This is a genomic window from Pigmentiphaga sp. NML080357 (assembly GCF_002188465.1).
GTDB lineage: Bacteria > Pseudomonadota > Gammaproteobacteria > Burkholderiales > Burkholderiaceae_B > Pigmentiphaga.
Genome location: NZ_NINW01000037.1, coordinates 90,994 through 115,755 on the forward strand (window position 1 = coordinate 90,994; position 24,762 = coordinate 115,755).

The 24,762-nt window shown below is 67.0% G+C and carries 25 protein-coding genes and 1 tRNA gene; 13 read left to right on the forward strand and 13 right to left on the reverse strand.

Annotated features, from left to right (window positions below):
* Positions 1 to 11 precede the first annotated feature (11 nt).
* From siaC to CDO44_RS15625, 4 genes are all read left to right on the forward strand, one after another.
* Entirely contained in the window at positions 12 to 389 is a 378-nt protein-coding gene (gene siaC, locus CDO44_RS15610) for a biofilm regulation phosphoprotein SiaC (RefSeq protein WP_087781131.1), read from the forward strand.
* A gap of 9 nt (positions 390 to 398) precedes the next feature.
* Positions 399 to 1,187: a biofilm regulation diguanylate cyclase SiaD gene (gene siaD / locus CDO44_RS15615; protein WP_087781132.1), complete on the forward strand. Its 789-nt coding sequence runs from the start codon at positions 399 to 401 to the stop codon at positions 1,185 to 1,187.
* Positions 1,188 to 1,322: 135 nt separating this feature from the next.
* Positions 1,323 to 3,362 (forward strand): FUSC family protein, encoded by a 2,040-nt coding sequence (locus tag CDO44_RS15620; protein ID WP_087781133.1) that lies wholly within the window; start codon positions 1,323 to 1,325, stop codon positions 3,360 to 3,362.
* Positions 3,363 to 3,427: 65 nt separating this feature from the next.
* Positions 3,428 to 3,504: transfer RNA gene (locus CDO44_RS15625), tRNA-Met, on the forward strand.
* 204 nt (positions 3,505 to 3,708) lie between these two features.
* On the opposite strand, the gene CDO44_RS15630 is transcribed toward CDO44_RS15625, so the two are convergent.
* The 7 genes from CDO44_RS15630 to CDO44_RS15660 all read right to left on the reverse strand — a co-directional run bounded on the left by CDO44_RS15630 (position 3,709) and on the right by CDO44_RS15660 (position 10,748).
* On the reverse strand, positions 3,709 to 4,620 hold the full coding sequence (locus CDO44_RS15630) for a J domain-containing protein (protein WP_087781134.1): 912 nt from the start codon (positions 4,618 to 4,620) through the stop codon (positions 3,709 to 3,711).
* A 263-nt stretch (positions 4,621 to 4,883) separates the two neighbouring features.
* Positions 4,884 to 5,222, reverse strand: coding sequence for a hypothetical protein (locus CDO44_RS15635; protein ID WP_087781135.1), 339 nt, complete (start codon positions 5,220 to 5,222; stop codon positions 4,884 to 4,886).
* Positions 5,223 to 5,303: 81 nt separating this feature from the next.
* Complete coding sequence (locus tag CDO44_RS15640; RefSeq protein ID WP_087781136.1) at positions 5,304 to 6,260, reverse strand: 3-keto-5-aminohexanoate cleavage protein; 957 nt, start codon at positions 6,258 to 6,260, stop codon at positions 5,304 to 5,306.
* Positions 6,260 to 7,129 (reverse strand): fumarylacetoacetate hydrolase family protein, encoded by an 870-nt coding sequence (locus tag CDO44_RS15645; protein ID WP_087781137.1) that lies wholly within the window; start codon positions 7,127 to 7,129, stop codon positions 6,260 to 6,262. Before CDO44_RS15645 ends, CDO44_RS15640 begins: the two co-directional genes overlap by 1 nt.
* A 10-nt stretch (positions 7,130 to 7,139) precedes the next feature.
* Positions 7,140 to 8,075 (reverse strand): VOC family protein, encoded by a 936-nt coding sequence (locus CDO44_RS15650; RefSeq protein WP_087781139.1) that lies wholly within the window; start codon positions 8,073 to 8,075, stop codon positions 7,140 to 7,142.
* Between the two features lie 9 nt (positions 8,076 to 8,084).
* Positions 8,085 to 9,074: a tripartite tricarboxylate transporter substrate binding protein gene (locus tag CDO44_RS15655; RefSeq protein ID WP_087781140.1), complete on the reverse strand. Its 990-nt coding sequence runs from the start codon at positions 9,072 to 9,074 to the stop codon at positions 8,085 to 8,087.
* 42 nt (positions 9,075 to 9,116) lie between these two features.
* Positions 9,117 to 10,748 (reverse strand): FAD-dependent monooxygenase, encoded by a 1,632-nt coding sequence (locus CDO44_RS15660; protein WP_087781142.1) that lies wholly within the window; start codon positions 10,746 to 10,748, stop codon positions 9,117 to 9,119.
* A 78-nt stretch (positions 10,749 to 10,826) separates the two neighbouring features.
* On the opposite strand from CDO44_RS15660, the gene CDO44_RS15665 reads away from it, so the two are divergent.
* The 6 genes from CDO44_RS15665 to CDO44_RS15690 all read left to right on the forward strand — a co-directional run bounded on the left by CDO44_RS15665 (position 10,827) and on the right by CDO44_RS15690 (position 16,289).
* Positions 10,827 to 11,786 carry a LysR family transcriptional regulator gene (locus CDO44_RS15665; protein ID WP_087781144.1) on the forward strand — a complete coding sequence of 320 codons (960 nt, stop codon included), beginning with the start codon at positions 10,827 to 10,829 and terminating at the stop codon, positions 11,784 to 11,786.
* A 189-nt stretch (positions 11,787 to 11,975) separates the two neighbouring features.
* On the forward strand, positions 11,976 to 12,593 hold the full coding sequence (locus CDO44_RS15670; protein ID WP_087781146.1) for an NUDIX hydrolase: 618 nt from the start codon (positions 11,976 to 11,978) through the stop codon (positions 12,591 to 12,593).
* A gap of 23 nt (positions 12,594 to 12,616) precedes the next feature.
* Positions 12,617 to 13,372 carry a leucyl/phenylalanyl-tRNA--protein transferase gene (gene aat, locus CDO44_RS15675; protein ID WP_087781148.1) on the forward strand — a complete coding sequence of 252 codons (756 nt, stop codon included), beginning with the start codon at positions 12,617 to 12,619 and terminating at the stop codon, positions 13,370 to 13,372.
* Between the two features lie 7 nt (positions 13,373 to 13,379).
* A complete protein-coding gene (locus CDO44_RS15680; RefSeq protein WP_087781150.1) occupies positions 13,380 to 14,198 on the forward strand; it encodes an arginyltransferase in 819 nt (272 codons plus the stop codon).
* Between the two features lie 13 nt (positions 14,199 to 14,211).
* On the forward strand, positions 14,212 to 15,252 hold the full coding sequence (locus CDO44_RS15685) for a quinone-dependent dihydroorotate dehydrogenase (RefSeq protein WP_087781152.1): 1,041 nt from the start codon (positions 14,212 to 14,214) through the stop codon (positions 15,250 to 15,252).
* A gap of 239 nt (positions 15,253 to 15,491) precedes the next feature.
* Positions 15,492 to 16,289, forward strand: coding sequence for an IclR family transcriptional regulator (locus CDO44_RS15690; protein ID WP_233146203.1), 798 nt, complete (start codon positions 15,492 to 15,494; stop codon positions 16,287 to 16,289).
* 120 nt (positions 16,290 to 16,409) lie between these two features.
* On the opposite strand, the gene pbpG is transcribed toward CDO44_RS15690, so the two are convergent.
* The 3 genes from pbpG to CDO44_RS15705 form a co-directional block, all read right to left on the reverse strand.
* A complete protein-coding gene (gene pbpG / locus CDO44_RS15695) occupies positions 16,410 to 17,498 on the reverse strand; it encodes a D-alanyl-D-alanine endopeptidase (protein WP_087781155.1) in 1,089 nt (362 codons plus the stop codon).
* Between the two features lie 215 nt (positions 17,499 to 17,713).
* Positions 17,714 to 18,688 carry a tripartite tricarboxylate transporter substrate binding protein BugD gene (locus CDO44_RS15700; RefSeq protein ID WP_233146204.1) on the reverse strand — a complete coding sequence of 325 codons (975 nt, stop codon included), beginning with the start codon at positions 18,686 to 18,688 and terminating at the stop codon, positions 17,714 to 17,716.
* A gap of 126 nt (positions 18,689 to 18,814) precedes the next feature.
* On the reverse strand, positions 18,815 to 19,678 hold the full coding sequence (locus tag CDO44_RS15705) for a DMT family transporter (protein WP_233146205.1): 864 nt from the start codon (positions 19,676 to 19,678) through the stop codon (positions 18,815 to 18,817).
* Positions 19,679 to 20,088: 410 nt separating this feature from the next.
* On the opposite strand from CDO44_RS15705, the gene phaP reads away from it, so the two are divergent.
* Entirely contained in the window at positions 20,089 to 20,655 is a 567-nt protein-coding gene (phaP, locus tag CDO44_RS15710; RefSeq protein ID WP_087781159.1) for a TIGR01841 family phasin, read from the forward strand.
* Between the two features lie 145 nt (positions 20,656 to 20,800).
* Here phaP and CDO44_RS15715 read toward each other — a convergent pair whose 3' ends face one another.
* Positions 20,801 to 21,535: an isochorismatase family protein gene (locus CDO44_RS15715; RefSeq protein ID WP_087781161.1), complete on the reverse strand. Its 735-nt coding sequence runs from the start codon at positions 21,533 to 21,535 to the stop codon at positions 20,801 to 20,803.
* Between the two features lie 157 nt (positions 21,536 to 21,692).
* Between CDO44_RS15715 and CDO44_RS15720 the strand changes: the two genes are divergently transcribed.
* Positions 21,693 to 22,664 (forward strand): tripartite tricarboxylate transporter substrate binding protein, encoded by a 972-nt coding sequence (locus tag CDO44_RS15720; protein ID WP_087781163.1) that lies wholly within the window; start codon positions 21,693 to 21,695, stop codon positions 22,662 to 22,664.
* 14 nt (positions 22,665 to 22,678) lie between these two features.
* Here the strand turns inward: CDO44_RS15720 and CDO44_RS15725 are convergent, their stop codons facing one another.
* Together CDO44_RS15725 and CDO44_RS15730 are read right to left on the reverse strand one after the other, a co-directional pair.
* A complete protein-coding gene (locus CDO44_RS15725; protein WP_087781165.1) occupies positions 22,679 to 23,488 on the reverse strand; it encodes a molybdopterin-binding protein in 810 nt (269 codons plus the stop codon).
* Positions 23,485 to 24,264 carry an EI24 domain-containing protein gene (locus CDO44_RS15730; protein WP_087781167.1) on the reverse strand — a complete coding sequence of 260 codons (780 nt, stop codon included), beginning with the start codon at positions 24,262 to 24,264 and terminating at the stop codon, positions 23,485 to 23,487. The genes CDO44_RS15725 and CDO44_RS15730 overlap by 4 nt, the downstream gene beginning before the upstream one ends.
* 84 nt (positions 24,265 to 24,348) lie before the next feature.
* On the opposite strand from CDO44_RS15730, the gene CDO44_RS15735 reads away from it, so the two are divergent.
* Positions 24,349 to 24,729, forward strand: a complete 381-nt coding sequence (locus CDO44_RS15735) for a thioredoxin family protein (RefSeq protein ID WP_087781169.1) — start codon at positions 24,349 to 24,351, stop codon at positions 24,727 to 24,729.
* The last annotated feature ends 33 nt before the right edge of the window (positions 24,730 to 24,762 follow it).

The following is a 24,762-nucleotide window of genomic DNA, read 5'->3' on the forward strand; positions in this document are numbered from 1 at the left end:
GAGTACCCAGCATGAGCAATTTGACGATATCGGGTAGCCAGTCCACGCCCGCCATCTCCGGCGATTGGGAAGCGGGCGTGCTTACCATGACCGGCGATTCGTATCCGGAAAACTCCTTCGATCTGTTCAACCAGGTCATAGACTGGGTCGAGCGCTTCCTGGCCGACGGCAAGCGTCCGCTGTCGCTCGAGCTGCATTTGCTCTACTTGAATACCAGCAGCGTCCGCGCGATCATGGACGTATTCGATCTGCTCGAAGACGCCCATGCCGCCGGCCACCCGGTTGCCGTCAACTGGCACTACGACCGGCGCAACGAGCGGGTGGCGGAACTGGCCGAGGAGTTCAGGGAGGACTGCACCTTTCCGTTCGCCATCGTCGCTCACGACTGACCCGCCGCCATGAAACGCGACACCGAGGACCTAGGCCGGCGCATCGAGCGCCTGCTGGCCACGCCGGAATACCTGGACCACCCGCTGCACGTGGCCCTGGGCCAGCTTTGGCATGCCTTCCTCGACCAGTCCGCCCGCCTGGAGCGCGTCACCCATATCTCCGACGGCTATCAGTCGCTGGCCAAGCAGCGCGAGAACGACCTCGATGAGCGATTCCAGAAGCAGCTTCGCAAATTGGAAAAACTGGCGCGCATCTCCGACCACTACCAGCGCATGATGCAGGACCTGAACGTAGCCTTGAGCGACGCGTCCAATCGCGACGTGCTGACGGGGCTGGCCAACCGCCGGCATCTCATGCACCGGCTCAAGGAGGAAAGCGAGCGCTCCTCGCGCTCCGGCCAGCCCTACACGGTGGCGATGCTGGACATCGATCACTTCAAGCTGATCAACGACACGCTGGGTCATGCGGCCGGCGATCGCGTACTGGTGGAGGTCGGCCGCATCCTGGAAGGATCGCTGCGCGAATACGACCTGTGCGGGCGCTGGGGCGGCGAGGAATTCATGCTGCTGCTGCCGGGCACCACGCCGGCGTCGGCCCAGGTCCTGGCCGAGCGGATCTGCCAGCGCATACGCGACCACGCCTGCGCGCCCGAGAACAACCTGTCCATCAGCGCCAGCGTGGGAATCAGCGCCTACCGCCACGGCGAACACTATTCGGAAACCGTCGAACGCGCCGACGCGGCCTTGCTGGAAGCCAAGCGCCGCGGCCGCGACTGCATCGTCCTGTCGGCAAGCTGAACGCCGCCGCGACTGCGTGGCCGGGCGGGCTGCTACCCTCTATAATCCCCACCGCGGTCCGCCACGACGGGTACCGCAAAGCCGGGCGCCACGATCCGGCCGAGCTGGAGGAGGCTCAGTTTCAACGGGCCATCGATGCACACCCAGCTTTTCCGCTTGTTCCCTGCGCTACGCCATCCCACCACCCGCAGCTTTGCGCTGCGCCTGGCCGCTGCCTCGCTGCTGGCGATGGCGGCCGCCAACGCCCTGTCCATCGCCAATCCCTGGTGGGCGGCCATGGCGGTATGGATGCTCGGCCAGCCCACGCGCGGCCTGCTGCTCGAACGCAGCCTGGCCCAGCTGCTCGGCACTCTGGCCGGCGGCCTTGCCGCCATCTTCCTGGCCACGGTCACCGGGGGCGTTCCCGCCCTGCTGCTGCCCGCCCTCGGCGTCTGGGTCGCCCTGTGCTGCGGCGCCAGCAATCTGCTGCGGCACCAGCGTTCCTACGGCGCCGCGCTGTGTGGACTGACCACCGCCGTGATCGTGGTGTTGACGGCAGGCACGCAGATCGACGCCACGGCCTTCGCCATTGCCCGCATGCTCGACAACGCGATCGGCATCGCCGCCTCGCTGCTCGTCGTCGCCTTGTGGAACCCGACCTCTCCCACGGCGGCCGTCGTCGAAAAAGCGCGCGCACTGGTGCGCGAGGCGCTGGTGCACACGGCGGCGACCATCGAGAACCGGCCGCTACCCGATACCCAGGCCCAGGCGCGCAGGCTGGTGGCCGCGCTGGCCGAATTGGACGCCACGGCCGAAGACTGCGCCGCCGGTTCGCTCTCCCACCGACGTCGCCTCAAGCCCATGCGCGCGCTGCTGGGTGCCCTGCTGGACCTGATCGCCATCGCACCCGCGCTCCGCCGGCATGCCGCGGCACTGCCCGCCGCCCTGCGCGAAGACCTGCAACAGCTCGAGGCCAGCCTGTACGACCTGGCCGACACCATCGAAGCAGGACGAGGCATGCCGCTGGCCATCGTGCGAACGGCAACGCGGCAATTGCGCGGCGCGGATCCGCTGTTCGACACCTGCCTCGACGACCTGGAACAAACACTGGCCAGCATCGCCGCGAGCTATCGCGACATGGCGGCGTCGCTTCCCGGCGTTGCGCCTTCCAGTCAGGTCAACGCGCTGCCCGCACGCCGGCCCGATTACGCCGGCGTGCGGCTGGCCGCATCGCGCGGACTCTCGGTCTGCTTCCTGGCGGCCGCGGCATGGCTGGCTTCCGGTTGGGAACCGATGCGCTACCTCATGCTCGGCAGCTGCATTTTCATTACGTTGTTCGCATCGGCCGACGAACCGGCTCCGCTCATGCGCCGGATACTGGTCGGCGCCGTCGCCGCCGCCGCGATCGCCTTCGCATGGCGCCTCGCCATCGCGCCCCTGCTGGAAAGCGCGTGGCTGTCGCTCGCGCTGACCGCTCCGCTCGTGCTTGCCGCCGCCGCGGTCCAGGCCGACCGCCGCACCGCATTCGTCGGCCTCGCGTTCAACATGCTGTTCGCGGTGCTGGCGCAACCGGTCAACGTCGCATCGACCGCCCCCTCCGCCATGCTGACGATCGAAATACTGCTGCTGGCGGGCATCGCCACAAGCTATGCCGTCTATCGATGGCTGATCCCCATGAGCACGCGCAGGCGCCGGCGGCACCTGCAGCGCGCGCTGCGCGCCGAAATCGCCGCCATCGCCCAGCGTGCCGACACGCCGCAGCGGGCCGCACGCCATCTCGCAAGGCTGCGCTTCCTGATATTGGGACTGGTGGCTCGCGCCGGCGGCGACGCCTCCACCGCGGACGGCGCCCTGGCGGCGCTGGCGCTCGGCCACGCACTGCTGCGCATGGGCACCCTGCTCCAACAGCGGCCCGATGCGGCCGAAACGCCGTGGATACGCCGCGCGCTGCAAGCCATGAGCAAGCCCCTCGCCGCGCCCCACGATGCCGGGGCGGCGCTGCAAGGCTATGCCAGCGAACTGCGCGCCACCGATGCCGCCGCCTTGCCCGCCGCGCGCTGGCTGGAAGAAGCGGCCGCGTGCCTGGTTGCCCACGCCGCGTTTTTCTCCAGCGCCACATCGCGCCTCGAATGGCCGCGCGCCGCACCGATGCTGTCGCCTACAGGCGGCTCCGCCGGACGGCACGAGCGCGCATGAATGTCACGTGTCTCTGGGTCGATTTGCATCGGGAAGATCGCAGGTATATAATTCATTTACTCAGACGCGGGGTGGAGCAGTCTGGCAGCTCGTCGGGCTCATAACCCGAAGGTCACAGGTTCAAATCCTGTCCCCGCAACCAATCTAAAAGCAGCCCCGATTGCATACGCATCGGGGCTGTTTGTTTTGTGCTCTCGAGCAGGCGTCTCGCATCACGCTGATCGGATACCGAAAAATGTCGAGCAGCAATTCGCCCGACCGTTTTTTCCATCGAACGCGCACAGCCCATGCCTTGTCCCCGAAATACGTGGACACAGGCATTGATGCATCGATGCCTGCGTGGGCCTCAGAACTCGGCCGGACTGATGGTAGCAGTACGCATGTTCCCGTTGCGCACCTTGTAGATAGTCATGGTCAGCGTGGTGTACTGGGTACTCTGGTAGCCCGGAATTTCCTGGAGGTAAAACGACTCCGTTCTGGATAGGCTGCCCGTGTCCAGGGACATGTACCGGACGTCATAGTGGCCGGCGTCTACATTCGCCAGCGTGAACTGCTGCCCCGCGGGAATATAAAAATGGCGGACGCTCGTCCAGCCCGATCCCGCCAGATGGTTGAGCTTTCCAAAAATAGCCGTGCCGCTTTGCGTGTTGTCGATGGTCACCGTCGACAGGCCGCGGTTGCTCAGAATCGGATAGTCCCTGACATAGCCTGCTGCAGCGGGCCAAGGCTGCCCGTTCGGGGCCAGCAGCGGCGGTGCGTATGCCGGCGGGGCGGGCTCTGCCTGCACGGGATCTGCCGAAGAGTACGGCACGCGCGCCGGTCCTTTCTTCGTCGGCATGGCCAGGTAGTAGATGCCTATGAGCACGGCAATGATCAGCCCCCACGTGACGGCCCGTCCTCGCGGCTTTTCGCCGCTGTCCCGGCGTCTTGATGAGGTGGCGGCGCGGGCCGGCCGGCCTCCGGTCTGTCCCTGTGGAAAATGCGGGTGCGCATCTTTCTTCCCAGCCTGGCTTTGCCGGGCCATATCCGCTTCATTGGCTGCAATCCATTCGTCGTGCTCTCGCCGCCTGTCCGGATCCGACAGCACTTCGTATGCGGCGTTGATGAACTTCATTGCCCTTGCAGCGGCAGCGTCCCCGGGGTTTCTGTCGGGATGGTATTTCTGCGCGAGGATCTTGTACGCCGCGCGAATGACTTCCGGGGGCGCATTTCTCGCCACCTTCAAATTGTCGTAGTGGGTGTGAAGGCGGTCACTCATTGCAATCTCGAATCAACTTCTTACCGGGCAAATAATTCGTTACAGGAGCCCTAAAAATTTTTTGGCCCTGGGAAGCGACTCAAATATATCCCATCCGTCCCCTCTGTCCCTGGCTTGTCAGCCGGGAGGTCGGCTGGCTTGATTATTTTCCTGGGAAGCGATGTGCGCTGCATCCGATAGGGTCGGCATTGCTGGCGAGCAGAATGCCGCGACAATCTGCCGCCATGCCGTCGACATGTCGCGACGGCGCTCCGCTCCACCTGCTACCGCGATGAGGAATCGCGGCTCTCCTGCGTCCCCGCGCCGCGCCGGTTGTCCGGTTTCGCGGCCTGGTCCGGACCGGTCGTGCTCGGCTTGTTGGCGGCAGGGTCTTTGCCGCCGCGGCCGGCTCCCTCGGGGATGCCCGAACGCATGCCGCCGGTCTGTGCCCCCGAAGGAAGTTCCTGGGCGCCCTTCTGTTCGGCGCCGCGGTCGTGGGTCTTGCCGTGGCCTTGGGTCGGCTTGGCGGCGTCGACCGCCTTGTCGGTGCGGCTGTCGTTGGCCAGGGCAAGCGGCGAGGCCAGGGATACGACCGCGCAAAGAATGAAATGGGTAGCTCTCATGACGCCTCCATGGTGTGGTGGCGTCGTGCAGCAATAGGCGTTCCCGGCCTTTGCTTCCCGCGGCCTCGCCGGGGCGTTCCTTCACGCCGCCAGCGCGACCTTTTCCCTCCCCTTCAGCCCCAGCATCGCCCGCGCCTCATCGGGGGTTGCGATTTCCAATCCGAACGACTCCAGTATCCCGCGTATCTTGCTCACCTGCTGCGCGTTCGACGTGGCCAGCTCGCCCGGCCCCACCGACAGGGAGTCCTCGAGTCCGACGCGCACGTTGCCGCCCATCAGCGCGGCCTGCGTGACCATGGGCATCTGGTGACGGCCCGCGGCAAGCACCGACCACTGGTAGGCATCGCCGAACAGTTTGTCGGCGATGCGCTTCATGTGGACGAGATTCTCGGGATCGGCGCCGATGCCGCCTAGCACGCCCAGCACGAACTGCAGGAAGATCGGCCCGCGCACGAGCCCGCGGTCCACGAAATGCTTGAGGTTGTACAGGTGGCCCACGTCGTAGCACTCGAATTCGAAACGCGTGCCGTGCGCCTGGCCCAGGCGCTCGAAGATGGTCTCGATGTCGGCGAAGGTGTTGCGGAAGATGGCGCTGCGCGTCTTCTCCAGGTGTTCGCGCTCCCAGGCGAAGTCGAAGGTCTTCATCTTGTCGAGCACCGGGAACAGGCCGAAGTTCATGGAACCCATGTTGCACGAGGCCATTTCGGCGGAGGCGTCGATGGCGCCCGCCAGGCGCTGCTCCAGCGTCATGGTGTGGGAGCCGCCGGTGGTGATGTTGATGACGGCGTCGGTTTCGGCGTGGATGCGCGGCAGGAATTGACGGTAGATCTCGGCTTCGAAGGCGGGTCTCCCGTCGGCCTCATGGCGGGCGTGCAGGTGCAGGATGGCCGCGCCGGCCCGGGCCGCGGCGATGGCCTGGTCGGCGATCTGCTCGGGCGTGACGGGCAGGTGGGGCGACATGCTGGGCGTGTGCACCGATCCGGTGACGGCGCAGGTAATGATGACTTTTCTGGGCACGGCTGGCTCCTTGCTGGACATCACGCCGGTTCGGCGACGACGCGGTTTTCGATGTGGCCGATGCCGTCGATTTCGACGCGCATCACGTCGCCGACCCTGAGGAACGAGGGCGGGTCCATGGCGGCGCCTACGCCGGACGGGGTGCCGGTGGCGAGGATGTCGCCCGGCTCCAGCGTCATGACGGTGGAGAGGTAGGCGATCTGCTCGTAGATGCTGTAGATCATCTCGCCCGTCCTGGCTTCCTGGCGCGTTTCGCCGTTGATGCGCATGCGCAGGGTCAGCGCCAGCGGATCGGGCACTTCGTCGTCGGTGACGATCCAAGGCCCGATGGGGCCCGTGGTGTTGAACGACTTGCCCAGCGTCATGGTGGCCGAGCGCCGCTGCCAGTCGCGCACCGAGACATCATTGCAGACGAGATAGCCGGCGATGACCTCGCGCGCCTTGTCGGCCGGCACGTGGCGGCACCGGGTGCCGATCACGACGCCCAGCTCGGCCTCGTAGTCGAGCTTGTCGGAGACGCGCGGCATGTGGACCGGATCGTAGGGTCCGTTGATGCAGCTGACCTGCTTGTTGAACCAGACCTGGCTGTCGGGCACCTCGACGCCGGCGCGCTTGGCCTCGACCACGTGCTTGCCGTAGTTCATGCCGATGGCGAGGTATTTGCTGGGATTGGGCACCGGGGCCTCGAGCCTGACGTCGGCCAGCGGATAGCCGGGAGCGAGTTGCGGGTCGACGGCGGCCGCCCGCTGCAGCATGGCGCGCCCGCCGGCCAGCAATTCGCGCATGGTGCCCGGCAATGAGGAATCGGCCGCGGCAAGGTCGACGACGCGCGCGCCGGCGACCTTGCCGATGGAGGTCCTGCCGCGGTGGGAGAAAGTGACGAGTTTCATGAATGCCTGCTCAAGCGTGTGAAGAAAACGGTCCTGCCAATGCCTGCGCCAGCGCGTCCGGCGGCTGGTGCCCCCAGTCGCTGATGCGGTCGTATTCGCGCACGTCGCTCCAGTCGTCCCCCACGGTGCGCCCGGTGGCGCCGATCTCGACGCGCCACCTGTCCGGGCTGACGCTGTAGAAGCTCACCATGCCGTCGTTGGCGTGCTGGCCAAGGGCATTGGCAAGCGGGGTGCCGGTACGCAGGGCGCGGTCGTAGGCCATGCCCACGCTGCGCACGTGCGCCACTTCGAAGTTGATGTGATGCAGGCGCTGCGACACGTCCGCGCCCGGCAGGAAAGCAATGGCCAGCGAGTGGTGGCGCGGATTGCAATGGAAGAACGAGACGTGCATCTCGGTCCCGCCCATGGGCAGGCGCAGCCAGTCCGAGAGCGCGAGCCCGAGTCCCACCAGGGCGAAACGGCGCGCGGCCTCGTATTCGTCGGCGGTGCCGACCACGAAGACGAAGTGCCCGAATCCCTGGCCGCGGGTGACGAAGCCTTCCGGATAGTGCGGACTGGAAAACGGGGTGGCCGCCTCCTCCAGCCCGGTCACCCATTCCAGCGGCACGCCCCACGGCGTCTCGACCACGGCCAGCTCGCGTACGCGCCGCGCCCGCCTGGCCTCCGGGGCGCCAGCGGCAACGCGCCAGCCCTGCCCGGACAGGCGCTCCAGCACCTGGTCGTACACGCGCGCATCGGCCGCCTCGAACCCCATGCAAACCGCGTCGCCGCGCGCGCCCTCGCGCACCCAGACGCGCTGCGCCTTGTGGTCGAGGCGCCAAGTGGCGGCGCCATCGGATGCCGCTTGGCCGGGCATCAGGCCCACCACCTCGGTCAAATAGCTGCCCAGCCGGGCCGGATCGGTGCTTTCGATGCCGATATAGGCCGCTTCGAGTCCCCTGTGCACGTCGGCCTCCTATTGCTGTACCGGCTGGGCGTTGACGTCGCGCAGCACCTTTTCCCAGCGCATGCGCTCATCGCGCCAATAGGTTCCGAACGCCTCGACCGACATGGTCTTGGGATAGACCCCGAGCGTGTCCAGCTTGTCGATCACATCGTTCTCGGCCAGCACGGTCGACAGGTCGCGATTGACCCGCTCCACGGCCTGCCGGCTGGTTCCCTGCGGCGCGACGACGGCGAACCAGCCGTTGATGACGAGCGACGGATAAGTCTCCGAGGCGGCCGGCAGGTCGGGCCGCTTCGCCACGCGGCCCTCCGAGAACATGGCCACCGGCTTGAGCCGCCCGCCCTTGATCATGGGCTCGATGGGCGGCACACCGTCGATGAGCATCTGCGCATCGCCGCCGACGACGGCCGAGATGCTCTGGGCGCTGCTGGCGAAAGGCACGGCGCGCAAAGGCACGCCGCTGGCGCGAGACAACATGTCGGCCGCCAGGTTCGGCACCGAGTACAGGAAGGTCGTCGCCACCACGAAACTGTCCGGCTGCCTGCGCGCCATCGCCAGCACGTCGGCAAGCGAATTGGCCGGCGACGAGGCGCTCACCGCCGCCATCATCGGACTGAGGCCGACCATCGCCACCGGCTGGAAATCCCGCACGATGTCGACCTGGGAGCTCTTGTACATGTAGGGGGTGAGCGTGAGCACCGAGGCCGGCGTGAAGACGAACATGTGATCGTCCCGCTCGGCGGACTTGACCGCCGCCAGGCCCACCAGGCCGCCCGCCCCCGGCTTGTTCTCGACGATGACCGGTTGCCGCCAGATCTTGGAGAGCTTGTCGCCCAGCATTCTTGCCATGATGTCGGGCGCCGTCCCGGCCGCCGCGGGCAAGACCATGCGCACCGGCCTGGATGGCCAGTCCTGCGCGGCATGCGCCGCTGGCCCGGCCAGGCAGGCCGCCGCCAGCGCGAGGCCTGCCGCGCTCCATCTGCGTCGTTGCGTGTTCATCGTTGTCTCCTGGTTTTATCGGGGAATGGGAAAAACGCCGCCTCAGACTGGAACGAGCGCACGCCCCGCCGCGACCTCCAGCGCGGCGCATCCCGCCAGGGGATCGTTGCCGCGCCAGGCGACGTACTGGTCGGGCCTGATCAGGACCAGGTCGGCGCCGTACAGATCCCGCAAGCCGTCGGCCTCCGGGGCCACGACGGTCAGCGGGATGCCGACCCCGGCCGCCTCTCGCGCGACGGTCGATGCCGCTTCGCGCGCGGCCGGACGGGTCGCCAGCAGCGTCAGGCCGCGCAAGGCGAAATGGTCGAACAGCGAAGCGCCGGGCCCGCGGCCTTCCTCCAGCCACACGTGGGGCGCACGGCATCCGGGACGCGCGCTGGGCACGTAGCGCGTCGAATCCCAGCCGGCATCCGCGCCGCGCGCTTCGTGCGCCAGTACCGGCGACTGCTCGTAGCGGCTCCCCAGCACGACGCCCAGCGAATCGAACTCCTGGCGCTTGGTGGCGCCTATGATCCGGGCCGCTTCGAGCCGAGCGGCTTCTCCGGCCGGCCCGTCGTCCTCCAATCCGTCGCGCCACAGGCTTGCCGAGCTGTGTCCGAGGTTCTCCACCGACTCGTCGACCACGCGGCGATGCACCGGCCGCCGTTCGGCCTCGTAACTGTCCAGCAAGGCCGGCCCTCCCCATCCCGCGAGGACCGCCGACAGTTTCCATCCCAGGTCGACGGCGTCGCCTATGCCCATGTTCATCCCATGGCCGCCGAAGGGCGGATGCAGGTGGCAGGCGTCGCCCGCGAGGAATACGCGGCCGTCGCGATAGCGTGGGGCGATCAGGCGATGCGCGGTCCACTCGTCCCGGTGGCGGATGTCCACGTCGATGTCGAGCCCCAGCGCGGCGCGGATCAGGGCGCCGATGTCGTCGCCCTCGGTCCGGCGCGCATAGCCGAAGGTCCATAGGTCATTGCGGTCGAGCGGCGCGACGACGGCGGGCGCCTCCGGGTTCACCAGCCAATACATGACGGCCGGCCCCAGGGCATGCATGCTTGCCAGCCCTGGCGCGTGGAAGATGACGTTGCGGTGATGGGAAAGCGGCGAGACGCCTTCCATCCCTATGCAAAGGCGCGCGCGCACGGTGCTGCGGGCGCCATCCGCCCCCACGAGATAGGAGGCCCGCACGCGCCGCCTGCCGTCCTCGGTTTCAAGCTCCGCCTCGACGCCTTGCGCATTCTGCGTAAACGCCTCGAGCCGCGTCGAGAACCGCACCGCGACCCCGGGCAGGCTCTCGGCATGCGCGCGCAGCGCGTCCTCGACCTTGTATTGCGGTATCCACTGCGCATGCTCGGGGAAACGGTCGTCCCGCGCGGGAGCGCAATAGAACGCATTGCGAAACCGCGCCAGTTCGCGTCCGGCCAGGCGAGTGGCGAATACCACGTCCGACGGATAATCCACGCCGAACGGCGCCGCTAGCGCAAGCTTGGCGGCCACGCCCCAGCGGCGCATCAGTTCGCGCGAACGCACGTTGGTCGTCTTGGCGCGCGGCGCCAGGCCCACGCGATCGTGCTGTTCGACAACCAGGCAGCGCCGCCCCTGCATTCCCAGCTCGATCGCCAGCGCCAGTCCTACCGGCCCCGCCCCGACGACCAGCACGTCGGTATCCAGCACCGTGTCTCCCGCCATGAGGTTCCCCCTCTTTGAGTTGACAGCAGCTTAGGCATTCGGCGAAGCTCTGGAAAGATCATTACCTTGATAGAGGTTATGAATAAATCGGATAACCAGGAACCGCAGATCGCGGACCTGCGCGCCGTGCTGGCCCTGATCGAGGACGGCACCGTCACGCGCGCGGCCCGCCGGCTCGGACTGACGCAGTCGGCGCTCAGCTATCACCTGGACCGCATGCGCAAGCGCTTTGCCGATCCGCTGTTCGTGCGGGTGGGCAATCGCATGGCGCCTACCCCGTTCGCGCAGCGCCTGGCCGAACCCGCCTCGCGGGTGCTGCGCATCGTCGAAACCGAGATTTCGGGCCTCACGCGTTTCGATCCGGCGCAGACCGAGCGGGAATTCCGCATCGGCGTGAACGAGATCGGCGCCATCGTCCTGGTGCCCAAGCTCATGAAGCGCCTGTCCGAAGTCGCGCCGCGGGCGAGCCTGGCGCCCATGCCGATATCGGCCGACACGATGGCGGCGGCGCTGGAATCCGGCGAGCTCGACGTAGTGGCCGGCCACATCCCGCGTCCCCAGGCGGCCCTGATGCAGCAGCATCTCTACCGGCGCGCCTACGTCTGCGTGGCCCGCAAGAACCACCCTCGCATCGGCAGCGCCATGACGCTGCGCCAATTCTGCGAAACGCCCCAGGTCCAGACCCCGTCGGTGCCCATCACGTTCGCGTGGATCACGGACGAGTTGCGCAAGCATGGCCTGCAATGCGTGATCCGGCTGACGACCGAGCACGTGGCGGCCATTCCCTTCATCGTCGCGGCCAGCGATCTCATCGCCATCATCCCCGAGGAGGTCTACGAGCTCTTCCGCCCCATCGCGCCGATCAAGAAGGTCGGCCTGCCGCTGAAGATTCCCGCTATCGACGTGCACCAGTACTGGCATTCGCGCGTGGCGGGCGATCCGGCCAACCAGTTCCTGCGCGAACTGGTCTACGCGGTGGGCTGCGAACGCCAGCCGGGCGTGCCACGCGCCGCGCCGCCGGGCCGATCCTCGAGGTAGCCCCTATAATGCGCACGGCGATGCCGCGCGCGAGGCGTCTCACCGCGCCGGCGGCCCCTCTCGGCGACTGCGGGCATACCCCCATCCATGCATCGGCGCCGGGCCAGGTTCCGTATACTTGTCGCTGGAAATCCGCGGATTTCCCGTAATCGCCGGGGCGCAGCGCCGCCTCCGCCCTCTGGACACGCCATGACCGCTTCTCCACGCGCCCTCACCTACTTCCCGGCCCCGCGCTCCCAACGCTACTGCTCCCAATGCGGCAGCCTGCTGACCCGCCGCATCCCCGAGGACGACAACCGCGAACGCGACGTCTGCGACCACTGCGGCGCGATCCACTACCAGAACCCGCGCATGGTGCTGGGCACCATACCCGTGTGGGAAAAGCAGGTCCTCCTGTGCCGCCGCGCGATCGAACCGCGCCACGGTTACTGGACCCTGCCGGCGGGCTTCATGGAACTGGGCGAGACCACGGCCCAGGGCGCCGCGCGCGAAACGCAGGAGGAAGCGGGAGCCCGCATCGAGATGGGTCCGCTGTTCGCGGTCCTGGACATTCCCCATGTCGACCAGGTCCACATCTTTTACCTGGCGCGCCTGACCGACCCCGAATTCGAGCCCGGCCCCGAAAGCCTGGAAGCGCGCCTGTTCGACGAGAACGACATTCCCTGGGACGATCTGGCGTTCCGTTCGGTCTCCACCGCGCTCAAGCTGTTCTTCGCCGATCGCGAGCGCGGCACGTTCCAGGTCCACAGCGATACTCTGCTGCGCGGCCCCGAGCCCGTGCCCGCGATCCCGACGCCCGCCCCTTGAGCCCCTCGCCGTCACGTCCCGGCATGCCGGCCCTGCTCGGGCCGGATACGCCCTTCCCGCCGCTCGAGCACGCGCTGGAAGATCCGCCCGGGTTGCTGGCGGTCGGCGCCGATCTCTCCATCGAGCGCCTGCGCATGGCCTATGCGCGCGGCATTTTCCCCTGGTACCTGCCGGGCGAACCCATCCTGTGGTGGAGCCCGGACCCGCGCATGGTGCTGTTCACCGACCGCTTCGCCCCCTCGCGTTCGCTGCGCAAGAAGCTGCGGCAGATCGAGCGCAACCCGGCCGTCGACGTTCGCGTCGACACGGCGTTCGACGAGGTGATGCGCGCCTGCGCGGCGCCGCGCAGCGACGAGCGGCCGGCCACCTGGATCACCGTCCCCATGCAACGCGCCTATCGCGAGTGGCACCGCCGCGGCGAGGTCCACTCGGTGGAGACCTGGATCGACGGCAAGCTGGCCGGCGGACTGTACGGCGTGGCCCTGGGACGGATGTTCTACGGCGAGTCCATGTTCACGCGCGCAGCCGACGCCTCGAAGATCGCGCTCGCCTACCTGGTGCGTTTCTTGCGGCGCCATGGCGTGGACATGATCGACTGCCAGCAGGACACCCGGCATCTCGCCTCGCTGGGCGGGACGGTCATCCCGCGCGCAGAATTCGAGCGGCTGATTGTAAAATCCGCCCGCATGCCCGATCTTCCGTGGCGATCGGGCAGGCTGCGCCCCGACGGCGAAATCGTCGACCTGGACGCACCTTACGCTGCGGCCGATTCCGGCTGAACCGCGCATGACGCATCTTCGAGAACTCCCCTTCGCCGCGCTGCAGTTCTATGCGACCGCCCCCTATCCGTGCAGTTATCTGGGGGATCGCATGGCCCGGTCGCAAGTGGCCACGCCCAGCCACCTGATCAACGCCGACGTCTATTCCGAGCTGGTGCGCATGGGCTTTCGCCGCAGCGGCGTCTTTACCTACCGGCCGCACTGCGACGGCTGCCGGGCCTGCGTGCCCGTGCGCGTGCCGGTGAACCGGTTCCGCCCCAACCGCACCCAGGCGCGCACCTGGAAACGCCATGCCGACCTCCAGGTGTTCGTGGCCGAGCTGGCCTACTCCTCCGAGCACTACGCGCTCTACCAGCGCTACCAGTCGACACGCCACCGCGGCGGCGGCATGGACCAGGACAGCCGCGAGCAATACGCTCAGTTCCTCCTGCAAAGCCGGGTCAATACGCGGCTGGTCGAGTTCCGCGACCAGCAGGGCCGGCTGCGCATGGTCTCCATCATGGATATCCTGTCCGACGGATTGTCGTCGGTCTACACCTTCTTCGACCCGGACCTCAAGGGGAGCCTGGGCACCTGGAACATCCTCTGGCAACTGGAACAATGCCGGCTGCTGGAACTACCCCATCTCTACCTGGGATACTGGATAGAACAAAGCCCGAAGATGGCCTACAAGGTGAACTTCCAGCCCATAGAAATGCTCGTCAACGGCGAATGGCGCGAATATGCCGGCCCATCGGCCTGCGGCCCCGCCGTCATCGATACCTCGCGCCTGCAAGCGTCCACCCGCCACGGCCATCGCGACGATGCGCCGTCCTCCTCCACCTGATCCCTACCTGCTGATGTCCGCGTTTTTCCAAGCCTATCCGCTGCTGCGGCCCGCCCTGTTCGCCCTGGAACCCGAAACCGCCCATACCCTGACCCTGTCCGCGCTGCAACGCGTGCACGACCTGGGATTGACCCGCCGCACGCCCGCGCCGGGCCGTCCGGTCGAGCTCATGGGGCTTGCGCTTGCCAACGGCGTGGGCCTGGCCGCCGGCCTGGACAAGAACGGGTCGCATATCGACGCCCTGGGGGGCCTGGGCTTCGGCTTCATGGAAATCGGCACTGTCACGCCGCGCCCCCAGTCGGGCAATCCGCTGCCCCGCCTGTTCCGGCTGCCCCGCGCCGAGGCGTTGATCAACCGCATGGGCTTCAACAACGAAGGGCTGGACGCCTTCCTCGCCAATGTCCGCAGCAGCCGCTACCGTGCACGCGGCGGTATCCTGGGCCTGAACATAGGCAAGAACGCGGATACGCCCATCGAGAAAGCGGCCGACGACTATCTCGCCGGCCTCGCGGCGGTCTATCCGCATGCCGACTACGTCACCATCAATATCTCTTCGCCCAACACCAAGAACCTGCGCAGCCTGCAAGGCGCGGACGAGTTGTCGGAACTGCTGCGCCAGCTCGGCGAGGCGCGGGACGATCTTGCCGCACGGCATGGCCGGCGCGTTCCGCTTGCCGTCAAGATCGCGCCGGACCTGGACGAGAGCCAGATCGACGCCATTGCCGAACTCCTTCCGCGCCACGGTATCGACGGCGTGATCGCCACCAACACTACCTTGTCACGCGCCGCGGTCCAGGGCTTGCCCAACGCCGGCGAGGCCGGCGGATTGTCCGGCACGCCCGTGCGCGAGATGTCTCTGCGCGTGATCGAACGCCTGCGGCGCCGCGCCGGACCGGCGCTCGCGATCATCGGCGTGGGCGGCATCCTCGACGGACGGCATGCGGCCGACAAGATCGCGGCGGGCGCCGATGCGGTCCAGCTTTATACGGGACTGATCTATCGCGGGCCGGCCCTGGTCGGCGACTGCGTGGCGGCCCTGTCGGTAGGCCGGTAGCGGACCGGCGGCGCCCCGCTGCCGGGTCCTGCGCGCTGCCGGTCTCCGGCATGCGTCCGCAGCTTTCATGCTGCGACGCAAAAACCCCTTGCTTTGGCGTTATAATTGCCCTACAAGAAATGGACTGCTGCAACGCGGCAAGTCCGCCCATGCCCGGTGTAATCATGCTTACAACATTTCACCATATGGGATAAACTAGCGTCATCGCGTAGAGACTCATTCACGACATGCCAAGAGTCATGACCTCCGAGGCAGCGGCTTTCGCCCCTCCCTCCGCGGCTCCCGCGCCGCAGATCGCCATCCAGGTGCTCGAACGCACCATGCATCTGCTCGATGCCCTCGCCCAGCATCCCGATCCGGTCAGTCTCAAGGAGCTCGCCCAGGCGACGGGCCTGCACCCTTCTACCGCGCATCGCATCCTGAACGACCTCGTCGCAGGACGCTACGTCGACCGCGTGGAAAGCGGCATGTACAGCCTGGGCATGCGGCTGCTCGAGCTGGGCCATCTGGTCAAGGGCCGCCTCAACGTGCGCGATGCCGCCATCGCGCCCATGCGCACGCTGCATCGGCTCACCGGACAGACCGTCAACCTGTCCGTTCGCCAGGGCGACGAAATCGTCTATATCGACCGCGCCTACAGCGAGCGTTCGGGCATGCAGGTCGTCCGTGCCATCGGCGGCCGCGCGCCGCTGCACCTGACCTCGACCGGCAAGCTCTTCCTTTCGGCCGACGACCCTCGCCAGGTCCGTTCCTATGCATTGCGAACCGGCCTGCAGGGCCACACCGCCAATAGCCTGACCGAGCTTGCCAAGCTCGAACGCGAGCTCGAACAGGTGCGCGCCAAAGGCTTCGCGCGCGACAACGAAGAACTCGAGATGGGCGTGCGCTGCATCGCCGCGGGCATCCACGACGACACCGGCAAGTTGATAGCCGGGCTGTCCATCTCGGCGCCCGCCGACCGGATGCAGGACGGCTGGATCGAATCTCTGGTCGAAACCGCCGGGCAGATTTCGGACGCGCTGGGTTACGAGCCGTAGGGGTTCACCCCCTGGCGGCCTACGGCCGTCCTCGCGGAGGCAATGCGGGCGGACTGGCGAGCCAGACCCGCCTTATCCTGGGGTACTACCAGGCTGGAAAGGAGTGGCGGTCTGCTTGCTTCACAGCGCGCCGATCTCGCGCTGGACCCACTGGCGGATACGCTGGGCGTCGGCGGTGCGGGTGAGCGAGCCCACGGAGTCGAGCAGCACGATAGCCAGGTCGCGGCCGCCGATGTTGGCGAGCATGACCAGGCATCGGCCGGCCTCGTTGATGAAGCCGGTCTTGGACACCGTGATGTTCCAGTCGGGCCGCGCCACCAGGCGATTCGTGTTGCGGAAGGTCTGCTGCCGCCCTCCCACTTCGACCGCGTACTCGGTATCGGTGGTGTAGTGGCGGATGAGCGGACGCTGCGCCCCTTCGCGCATGAGCTTGACGAGATCGCGCGCGCTGGAGACGTTCTCGCTGGACAGGCCGGTGGGCTCGACGTAGTGCGTGTCGTGCATGCCCAGCAATGCGGCCTTGGCGTTCATGGCCTGCACGAAAGCCGTCAGCCCGCCCGGATAGTTGCGGCCCAGGGCATGGGCGGCACGGTTCTCGGACGACATCAGCGCGAGGTGCAGCAGGTCGGCGCGCGAGAGCCGCGTGCCGACGGCCAGGCGCGAATGCGTGAATTTATGGGTATCGATGTCGTCGGACGTGATCTCGATCATCTCGTCCAGCGGCTGGCCGGCATCGACCACGACCAGCGCGGTCATGAGTTTGGTGATCGAGGCGATGGGAGCGACCGCGCCTTCGTTCTTGGCGAACAGCACGTCGGACGAAGAGAGGTCCTGCACGAACGCCACGCTGGAGCGCAGCGCCAGGTTGCCATCGGCGTCCTCGAGCGACGACGAGGGGCCGTACGACGCGTGGCGGATGCTGGCGGCAGCGACTTCCTTGCTGGAGGCTCGCTTGGCGGACCGCTTCTTCGCGACGGCGTGGCGCGTGGCCGCGGCCGTCTTGGTCGCCTTGGAGGACTTGGCGGACTTGACCGATTTGGAGGACTTCGCCTTGCTGGCCGTCACCTTCTTGGCCGGCTTGGCCTTGGAGGCGCTTTTGGTGGTGGTGGAAGCCGCCTGGACAGCAGGAATGGCACCGGGAAGGACGAGACTGGCCGTTAGCGCGCAGAGCAACGAGACCGACACAATACGTTTTCTGATGCGCGCCATGTTTCCTCCAGTAACGACTCGGCCCAGGCGTCGCAGCTTATCAGATTTTTGCTCAAAAATCTCTATTAAATTAACGACTTAGCGCACTTATTTTAAGTCGTAATTTAAAAGCTACGGCAAGAATTACAAAAAGGCCGGAAAAGCCCCCGGGCCAGCGCCAAAAAAAGCGGCAACCCGTTGCTCGCGGGTTGCCGCCACGCCTTGGAGCCGCGGGCTCAATCGGCGTAGACACCTGCCTTCTTGATGACCGCGCCCCACTTGGCGGTCTCGGACTTGACCAGCGTATCGAGCGCGGCCGGCGTGGCCTTGTCGGCCAGGACGATGGCGCCGAGCTCGTTCATGCGCTGCTTGAAGGCGGGGTCGTCCAGGCCGGCCTTCAGCGCGCTTTCGAGCTTGGCCACGATGGCGGGCGACGTACCCTTGGGCGCCCACAGGCCGTGCCAGATGCCCACCGAGAAATCCTTCAGGCCGGACTCGTCCAGCGTGGGCAGGTCGGGCAGGCTCGGCACCCGGGTCTTGCTGGTGACGGCATAGGCCTTGACCTTGCCTGCCTTGATCTGGCCGGTGGTATTGGTGGTCTGGTCGCACATGAAGTCCACCTGCTTGCCCAGCAGGTCGTTCATGGCCGGCGCGGTGCCCTTGTACGGGATGGTCTGGAACTCGGCGCCGATGGTGCTCATGAACATCAGGCCGCACAGGTGCGAGGCCGAGCCGATGCCGGCGTTGGCCATCGACAGCTTGCCGGCATTCGCCTTGATGTAGGTAAGGAATTCCTTGATGTTGTTGGCGGGGAAGTTCTCGCGCGCGATCATGGTCATCGGCACGTCGACGGTCAGGCCGATCGGCTGGAAGTCGTTCGCCTGGTCGTAGCTCAGCTTGCGATACAGCGCCGGTGCCGTGGAGAAGCCGATGTGCATGAGCAGCACCGTATAGCCGTCGTTCGACGCCTTCGCTACCCGCGCCGTACCGATGGTGCCGCCGGCGCCGCCGACGTTTTCCACCACGACGGTCTGGCCCAGCGACTTGCGCATGGACTCGGCCAGCGAGCGCGCCACCACGTCCGTGGGGCCGCCGGCGGCGAACGGAACGATCATCGTGACCGGGCGGGTGGGATAATTCTGGTCCGCCGCCTGCGCCGGCGCGAGGACGGCCGCACCGGCCAGGGCTGCCGCCCCGATCGCCGCGGACATTGCTTTCTTCTGAATGCCCATTGTTGTATCTCCTGCCTGTGGAAAGTATGCGCCGCGAGCTGACAACTCCCGCGGCAGTGAGGAGAAGTGTAAGGGATCGCAACGAGGGTGCCAGAGGGAATCGGCCTATCGTTTCCCCTGAGCCCAGGCGACCGCGAAAGCCGAGAGCGCCATCCCCGCGAGCATCGTCGCGGTCAGCGGCTCATCGAACGCCGCCCATGCCATGAGCGCGGTGACGGTGGGAGTCAGATACATGAGACTGGCCACGCGGGTGGCCGCGCCGCGCCGGATCAGCAGGAAGAGCAGGCAGATCGCGCCTATCGACAGCGCGAACACCGACCAGGCCCAGGCCCCGACCAGCGACCACGTCCATTCGATCCGCATGGTCTCGAAGGCCCAGGCCGCGGGCAGGACCACGACCAGCGACGCGCCGAACTGCAGCAGCAGGCCTGCGCGCAAGTCCACACGGGGACAGTACCGCCGCTGGTAGAGCGTCCCGGCGGTAATGGACACGAGCGCCCCCACCGCAAAGGCCAACGCCTGCCAGGTCAGCCCGAGCGTGCCGATGCGATTGCCCACCACCAGCGCGACGCCGACGAAACCGAGCGCCAGGCCCGCCCATTGGCGGATCGTGGGAGGCTCGCCCAGCCAGCGGCCGGCCACCGCCGTCAACAAGGGCTGCAGGCCCACCACCAGGGCCGCCAGGCCGGCGGCCATGCCCAGGTGGATCGCGATCCAGACGCCCCCAAGGTAGCCGGCCTGCAGCAGCACGCCGGCCACGGCCATATGGAGACTCTGGCGCCGGTCGGGCCACGCGATGGCGGCCGAGAAGGACAAGGGCGCCATGACCGCCAGCACGCCGGCAAAGCGCATCGCCAGGAAGGTCAGCGGCTCGGCGTACGGCAGGCCGTAGCGGGCGACCACGAAACCGGTGCTCCAGATAAGAACGAAGAAAGGGGAAATCAGGCGGGACGGCAGCGATGAACCCACGGCAGGAGCCTTTCGGATCGGATCACGCGGCAGTGTAGCCCCACGCCCGGAGCGCGCACCATGCCGGGGCCTCGGTCTGGTGCGCGCCGCACCGCCGGCGTTGGCATGGCGCAACGCAACAAGCCTCGCCACCGCTTCCGGGGCGGCCAACGCGCCGCGGCCTTTCTGCCCGCCCGTCTTCCAGAGGGCAATTTTTCCTATCAATCAGCCACTTACAGAGGCACTCCCCGCGCCATCCGTTTTTTTTCGAAAGGCCTTGACTTTCCCTCATGCACCCTTACAATTCATTTTGTGCAACGCAGCAATGTCCGTTCGGCGACATTGCGCGTGCCCCAGGATCGGGCTGTTTGGGGCGTATTCCCCTGGTTTCCCGGTCGCCTCGTCGTAGACAGTCCACAAGGAGCCCCACCATGTTCGCTACCCCCGAACGCGCCCTGGCCACGCAAAAAGCCGCTTTCGAAACCTTGCTCACCGCACAGAACACCGCTTTCGCCGGCTTCGAGAAGCTCGTCGACCTTCACCTTAAAGTCACCAAGGCTACGTTCGAAGAAGCCTCGCTCAAGGCCCAGGAAGCCTTCACCCTGAAAGACGGCCAGGAAGCGCTGGCGTTCGTCTCGGCGCTGGCCCAGCCCAGCGCCGAAAAGGCGCTCGCCTACGGCAAGCACGTCTATGACATCGTGGCCGGCGTGCAAAGCGAATTCGCGCGCCTGGGCGAAGCCCAGATCGCCGAACAGCAGCGCCAGCTCTCGGAAGCGGTCGAACAACTCGCCAAGAATGCACCTGCCGGCTCGGAAAGCGCGCTGGCCCTGCTGAAGTCTTCGCTCGCCACGGCTACTTCGGCCTACGAATCGGTCACCAAGGCCGCCAAGCAGGCCGCCGACCTGGCCGAGTCCAACCTGAACGCCGCCGCCAACGCGACGTTCAAGGCGGCCGCCGACAGCCGCACGGCCCGCAGCCGCAAGACTGCCGCTGCCTGACGGCCCGAGGCGCCGGTCGCGGAACGCGCCCCGAGGGGCGCGTTTTTTCATTGCCGGACCGCCCCAAGATCAAAAGCGCCCCCTTGGAGGCAGCGCCACCGCAGTGCAAGCGTGGGGGCCTTTCCATGGGCAACGCCCAGGGGGCTCAGGCTTGCCCTTTGGGAAGATCGAACAGCCCCGGCGGCAACGTATCCAGGTAGTCGAGGATCTCGGCGGTCTTGAGCACGTCGGCGTATTTGGCGTTCATGTCGAAAAGATTGATGGCATGCGAGACGGGAAAGCGGTCGAAGCATCCCTCCTCGGCCACGATCATCCGATAGTTCATGCTGAACCCGTCCAGCACGGTGGCGCGGATGCAGCCCGACGTGGTCGTGCCGGTCACGATGAGACTGTCGCAGCCCAGCAAGGTCATGAAGCTCGCCAGGCTGGTGCCGAAGAACCCCGACGGTTTCTGCTTGTAGATAACCACATCCCGCGGCGAGGGCGCGATCTCGTCGACGATCTTGTGATGGTCGAGGTGGGCAGGATCCCCGCCCCATAGCCGGGTGCGCGAGTTCTTCCAGGCCCACGACCCCGCGTCCCAGCGGTCGGGCCGCCTCTCCCCGGTGGTATAGAAGACCGGCACGCCCACCCGGTGGGCCTTGTCGATCAGCCGCTTGATGTGATCGACCGCGTCCCAGGCCTCGGGGCCACACGCCAATGGCCATTTCTGCTGCGACTGCCCGATCGGCTGGCCTTTCTCGCCGCAGAAGCCGTAGCTCACGTCGATCACGGCCAGTCCCGGCCGTTTGCCGAACCCCGCCCGTGCTCCCCATCCGCAACCGGCAAAGACCTCCTTCTCTTCCTGGCTCAGGTACTTGTTCCAGATCGGTTCACTCATACGTTCGCTCCACGAGGCACCGCCGCGGCGTGAATGCGCCCGGCTTATTGTTTGAGGAAAATATCGTACTTATAATAATCACTTAAAACAACATTAACCGTGAGACGCGAGACAGGCGGCCGTGCCTTGCCTCGCCTCGCATTGCCGGAGCGGCGCGATGAACAGGATCGTCTGGCTGGGCTGCATGGTCATGGTAGGCGTCTGGCACGCCGGGGCGACGGCCGAGGCGGAGCCCTGGCCGTCGCGGCCGATCAGGCTGGTCGTGCCCTCCTCGGCCGGGAGCGGCTTCGACGGCATCGCGCGCAGCCTGGCGGACCGGCTGGGGCAGGCAGTGGGGCAGCGCGTCGTCGTGGACAACCGGCCCGGGGCGACGGGGGTCATAGGCGGCGAGATCGTCGCCAAGGCGCCGGCCGACGGCTACACCCTGCTCTTCACCTTCACCAGCGCGCTCGTCGCCAATACGTTTCTGCAACGCCAAATGCCTCACGGCGTGAAGGACTTCACGGCCATTTCGCAATTCGGCGGCGGCGGCGTCTATCTCGTGGTGGCCGCCGACCTGCCCGTGCGCGACCTGCGGGAATTCGTCGACTACGTCAGGCAGCGCCCCGACGAACTGGACTACGGCTCATGGGGCAATGGATCGGGCGGCCACGTCGTCATGGAAAGCATCAAGATGCAGACCGGCATCCGCATCCGCCACGTCCCCTACAAATCCATTCCACCCATGCTGGTGGACATGCAAGGCGGCCGCCTCAAGGTAGGGCTGTCCGACGGCAGCTCGTCGCTGCCCCTGATACAGGCCGGCAAGATGCGGGCGATCGCGGTGAGCGGCTCGCGGCGCGGCCTGGCCACGCCCGAGGTGCCGACCATGAACGAACAAGGCGTGCGCTTCGACGCGGACGTCTGGTATGGCGTGTTCGGCCCGGCGGGCTTGCCGTCCGCCGTCGTGCGGCGGCTGAACCGCGAACTGAACGCGATCCTCCTGGGGCCGGACATGCTGGCGCGCTTTCGCGCATTGAACCTTTCGGAGCCCCGGGCAGGAACGCCGGAGCAGTTCGCGCAGACGATACAAGCCGACCTGAAGACCTGGGGCGACGCGATCAAGGCGGCCGGCATCACGCTGGACTGAGGCCGGCGGGACGGCTATTCGGCGGCGGTGAACACGCCGCCCAGGCGGCGGGCCTCCTCGCGCAGGCAGGCCAGCGCCTCGGCCGCGGCGCCCGGGTCGCCCTTGACACCCAGCTCGATATGGCGGCGCTTGCCGTCGCCCATGCTGGGCAGGCTGAAGGCCTTCACGCCCGGCCAGCGCTGCTCGATCGCTTCCATGACAGGCGCGATGCGCGACTCGGGCAGCTCGAAGACCATGAACGAATGCTCCACGTGCGGCACGGCATGGTGCAGGCTGGCATAGCGATGGTCGAGCGTCCATTCGATCATGGGCCAGGCCATGACCGGAAAGCCCGGAACGAAGGTGTGGTCGCGGATGAAAAACCCGGGGATCTTGTTGTAGGGGTTGGGCACGATCTCGCTGCCCTCGGGGAATTCGCCCATTCGCAGGCGCTGGAGGTTTTCCGGCGTCGTCATGTCGGCGCTGCCCGACCCCTGGGCGGCGGTTTCCGCGCACCGCTCGGTGATCAGGACGCGGGCCTCCTCGTGCAGGGCCAGCGGCACGCCGAGCGCGGCCGCCGCGGCCTGGCGCGTATGGTCGTCGGGAGTCGCGCCGATGCCGCCGCAGGAGAACACCACATCGCCGCTGGCAAAACTGCGCCGCAGGGCGGCGGTCAGCGCCTCGCGGTCGTCGCCCAGGAACTCGGCCCAGGACAGGCGCAGGCCGCGCGCGCCGAGCAGTTCGACGATCTTGGCGAAATGCCGGTCCTGGCGGCGTCCCGACAGGATTTCATCACCGATGATGAACAGGCCGATGCGGCGGCTGGAAACAGGCGTTGCGTTCATGGCGTGGTTTCGCTGCGCAAGCGGCGCAGCGCCTCGAGTGCGAAATGCGAAAACAGGAGCGCCGAGAATACCGGCAACAGGAACCAGGCGGGCGGCAGCAGGTTGATCAGCGAGCAGATCAGCCCCAGCACCCAGAATCCGCGATTGTGCCTCGCCATCAGGATGCGTCGCTCCTCGGGCGAGGCATGCTCGATCATGGCGTCGAGCCGCAGCATGCGCGTGAACGCGAAGGCCCACCAGGCGATGGGCAGCAGCACCGCCAGCGGCGGCAGCAGCCACAGCGGCATGGTGAACAGCCAGCCCAGCACGAACAGCGTCGTCACCCACACCGCGTTCCATACGCTCGCCAGCGTGGCGTTGCGGCCCCGCCGCTGCAGGCCGGGATAGTCGTGCTGCTCCAGGTTGCGCAGCACCAGCGGCATGATCAGCACTGCCGCCACCACCAGGCCCAGTATCCCGGACAAGGGCAGCAGGACCAGCGTCGCGACCACCGGAATCAGCCACAGCTTGAGCGAGGCGATGCCCACGGCGACCAGCATGCTGTCGAGCTCGCTCATCAACGGAAAAGCGAACAGGCTGCCCTGCAGCCATTCGGTGAGCGGTGTCCAGAACAGCCAGATCAGCACGATCGCGGCAATCAGCGCCACCAGGAACGGCAGCAGCAGCGCGAGCAGCATGGGGCCGCGGAACTGGGAAACCAGCGCGCGGCCAAAGGCCAGGCCGATGCCCTGCAGGCCGGCGCTGGCCACGCTGCGTTCGTCGGGAGAGGAAGCCATTGGATCTCCGTGAATTCAGCCACGGTTGCAAGTATGACGCAAGGCGCAGGCATAATGGCTATGAAATCCTCACTTCCTCGCATCATGGCCGTCTATCTCCCCGATACCGGCGCCAGTGACCTTGCCCGGCGCCTCGACGATCCGCAAACCGTGCTGGTCGCCTGTCTGTGCGCCGCCTGGTGCGGCACCTGCCGCGAGTACCAGCCCAAATTCGAAGAATTGTCGAGCCAGTTTCCCGGCCACGTCTTCCTGTGGGTGGACGTCGAAGAACACCCGGACCTGCTGGACGACGAAGACATCGAGGACTTCCCCACCCTGCTGGTCCAGAACGGCCATCAGACCCTGTTCTACGGCCCCATGCTGCCGCACATCGGCCACCTGGAACGCCTGCTCGAGAGCCTGCAGACCGACAGCCCGCCCCCCAACCTGCCCGGCGCGCCGGAGCTGCGGCGCAGCCTGATCTAGAGGGGGGAGGCCCACCCCGGCGGCCTTCGGCCG

Bases quoted from the DNA above. Each gene is read 5' to 3' on its own strand.
- siaC (WP_087781131.1), top strand. From the start codon at position 12: ATGAGCAATTTGACGATATCGGGTAGCCAGTCCACGCCCGCCATCTCC.
- siaD (WP_087781132.1), top strand. From the start codon at position 399: ATGAAACGCGACACCGAGGACCTAGGCCGGCGCATCGAGCGCCTGCTG.
- CDO44_RS15620 (WP_087781133.1), top strand. From the start codon at position 1,323: ATGCACACCCAGCTTTTCCGCTTGTTCCCTGCGCTACGCCATCCCACC.
- CDO44_RS15630 (WP_087781134.1), bottom strand. From the start codon at position 4,620: ATGAGTGACCGCCTTCACACCCACTACGACAATTTGAAGGTGGCGAGA.
- CDO44_RS15635 (WP_087781135.1), bottom strand. From the start codon at position 5,222: ATGAGAGCTACCCATTTCATTCTTTGCGCGGTCGTATCCCTGGCCTCG.
- CDO44_RS15640 (WP_087781136.1), bottom strand. From the start codon at position 6,260: ATGTCCAGCAAGGAGCCAGCCGTGCCCAGAAAAGTCATCATTACCTGC.
- CDO44_RS15645 (WP_087781137.1), bottom strand. From the start codon at position 7,129: ATGAAACTCGTCACTTTCTCCCACCGCGGCAGGACCTCCATCGGCAAG.
- CDO44_RS15655 (WP_087781140.1), bottom strand. From the start codon at position 9,074: ATGAACACGCAACGACGCAGATGGAGCGCGGCAGGCCTCGCGCTGGCG.
- CDO44_RS15660 (WP_087781142.1), bottom strand. From the start codon at position 10,748: ATGGCGGGAGACACGGTGCTGGATACCGACGTGCTGGTCGTCGGGGCG.
- CDO44_RS15665 (WP_087781144.1), top strand. From the start codon at position 10,827: ATGAATAAATCGGATAACCAGGAACCGCAGATCGCGGACCTGCGCGCC.
- CDO44_RS15670 (WP_087781146.1), top strand. From the start codon at position 11,976: ATGACCGCTTCTCCACGCGCCCTCACCTACTTCCCGGCCCCGCGCTCC.
- aat (WP_087781148.1), top strand. From the start codon at position 12,617: ATGCCGGCCCTGCTCGGGCCGGATACGCCCTTCCCGCCGCTCGAGCAC.
- CDO44_RS15680 (WP_087781150.1), top strand. From the start codon at position 13,380: ATGACGCATCTTCGAGAACTCCCCTTCGCCGCGCTGCAGTTCTATGCG.
- CDO44_RS15685 (WP_087781152.1), top strand. From the start codon at position 14,212: ATGTCCGCGTTTTTCCAAGCCTATCCGCTGCTGCGGCCCGCCCTGTTC.
- CDO44_RS15690 (WP_233146203.1), top strand. From the start codon at position 15,492: ATGACCTCCGAGGCAGCGGCTTTCGCCCCTCCCTCCGCGGCTCCCGCG.
- pbpG (WP_087781155.1), bottom strand. From the start codon at position 17,498: ATGGCGCGCATCAGAAAACGTATTGTGTCGGTCTCGTTGCTCTGCGCG.
- CDO44_RS15700 (WP_233146204.1), bottom strand. From the start codon at position 18,688: ATGTCCGCGGCGATCGGGGCGGCAGCCCTGGCCGGTGCGGCCGTCCTC.
- phaP (WP_087781159.1), top strand. From the start codon at position 20,089: ATGTTCGCTACCCCCGAACGCGCCCTGGCCACGCAAAAAGCCGCTTTC.
- CDO44_RS15715 (WP_087781161.1), bottom strand. From the start codon at position 21,535: ATGAGTGAACCGATCTGGAACAAGTACCTGAGCCAGGAAGAGAAGGAG.
- CDO44_RS15720 (WP_087781163.1), top strand. From the start codon at position 21,693: ATGAACAGGATCGTCTGGCTGGGCTGCATGGTCATGGTAGGCGTCTGG.
- CDO44_RS15725 (WP_087781165.1), bottom strand. From the start codon at position 23,488: ATGAACGCAACGCCTGTTTCCAGCCGCCGCATCGGCCTGTTCATCATC.
- CDO44_RS15730 (WP_087781167.1), bottom strand. From the start codon at position 24,264: ATGGCTTCCTCTCCCGACGAACGCAGCGTGGCCAGCGCCGGCCTGCAG.
- CDO44_RS15735 (WP_087781169.1), top strand. From the start codon at position 24,349: ATGGCCGTCTATCTCCCCGATACCGGCGCCAGTGACCTTGCCCGGCGC.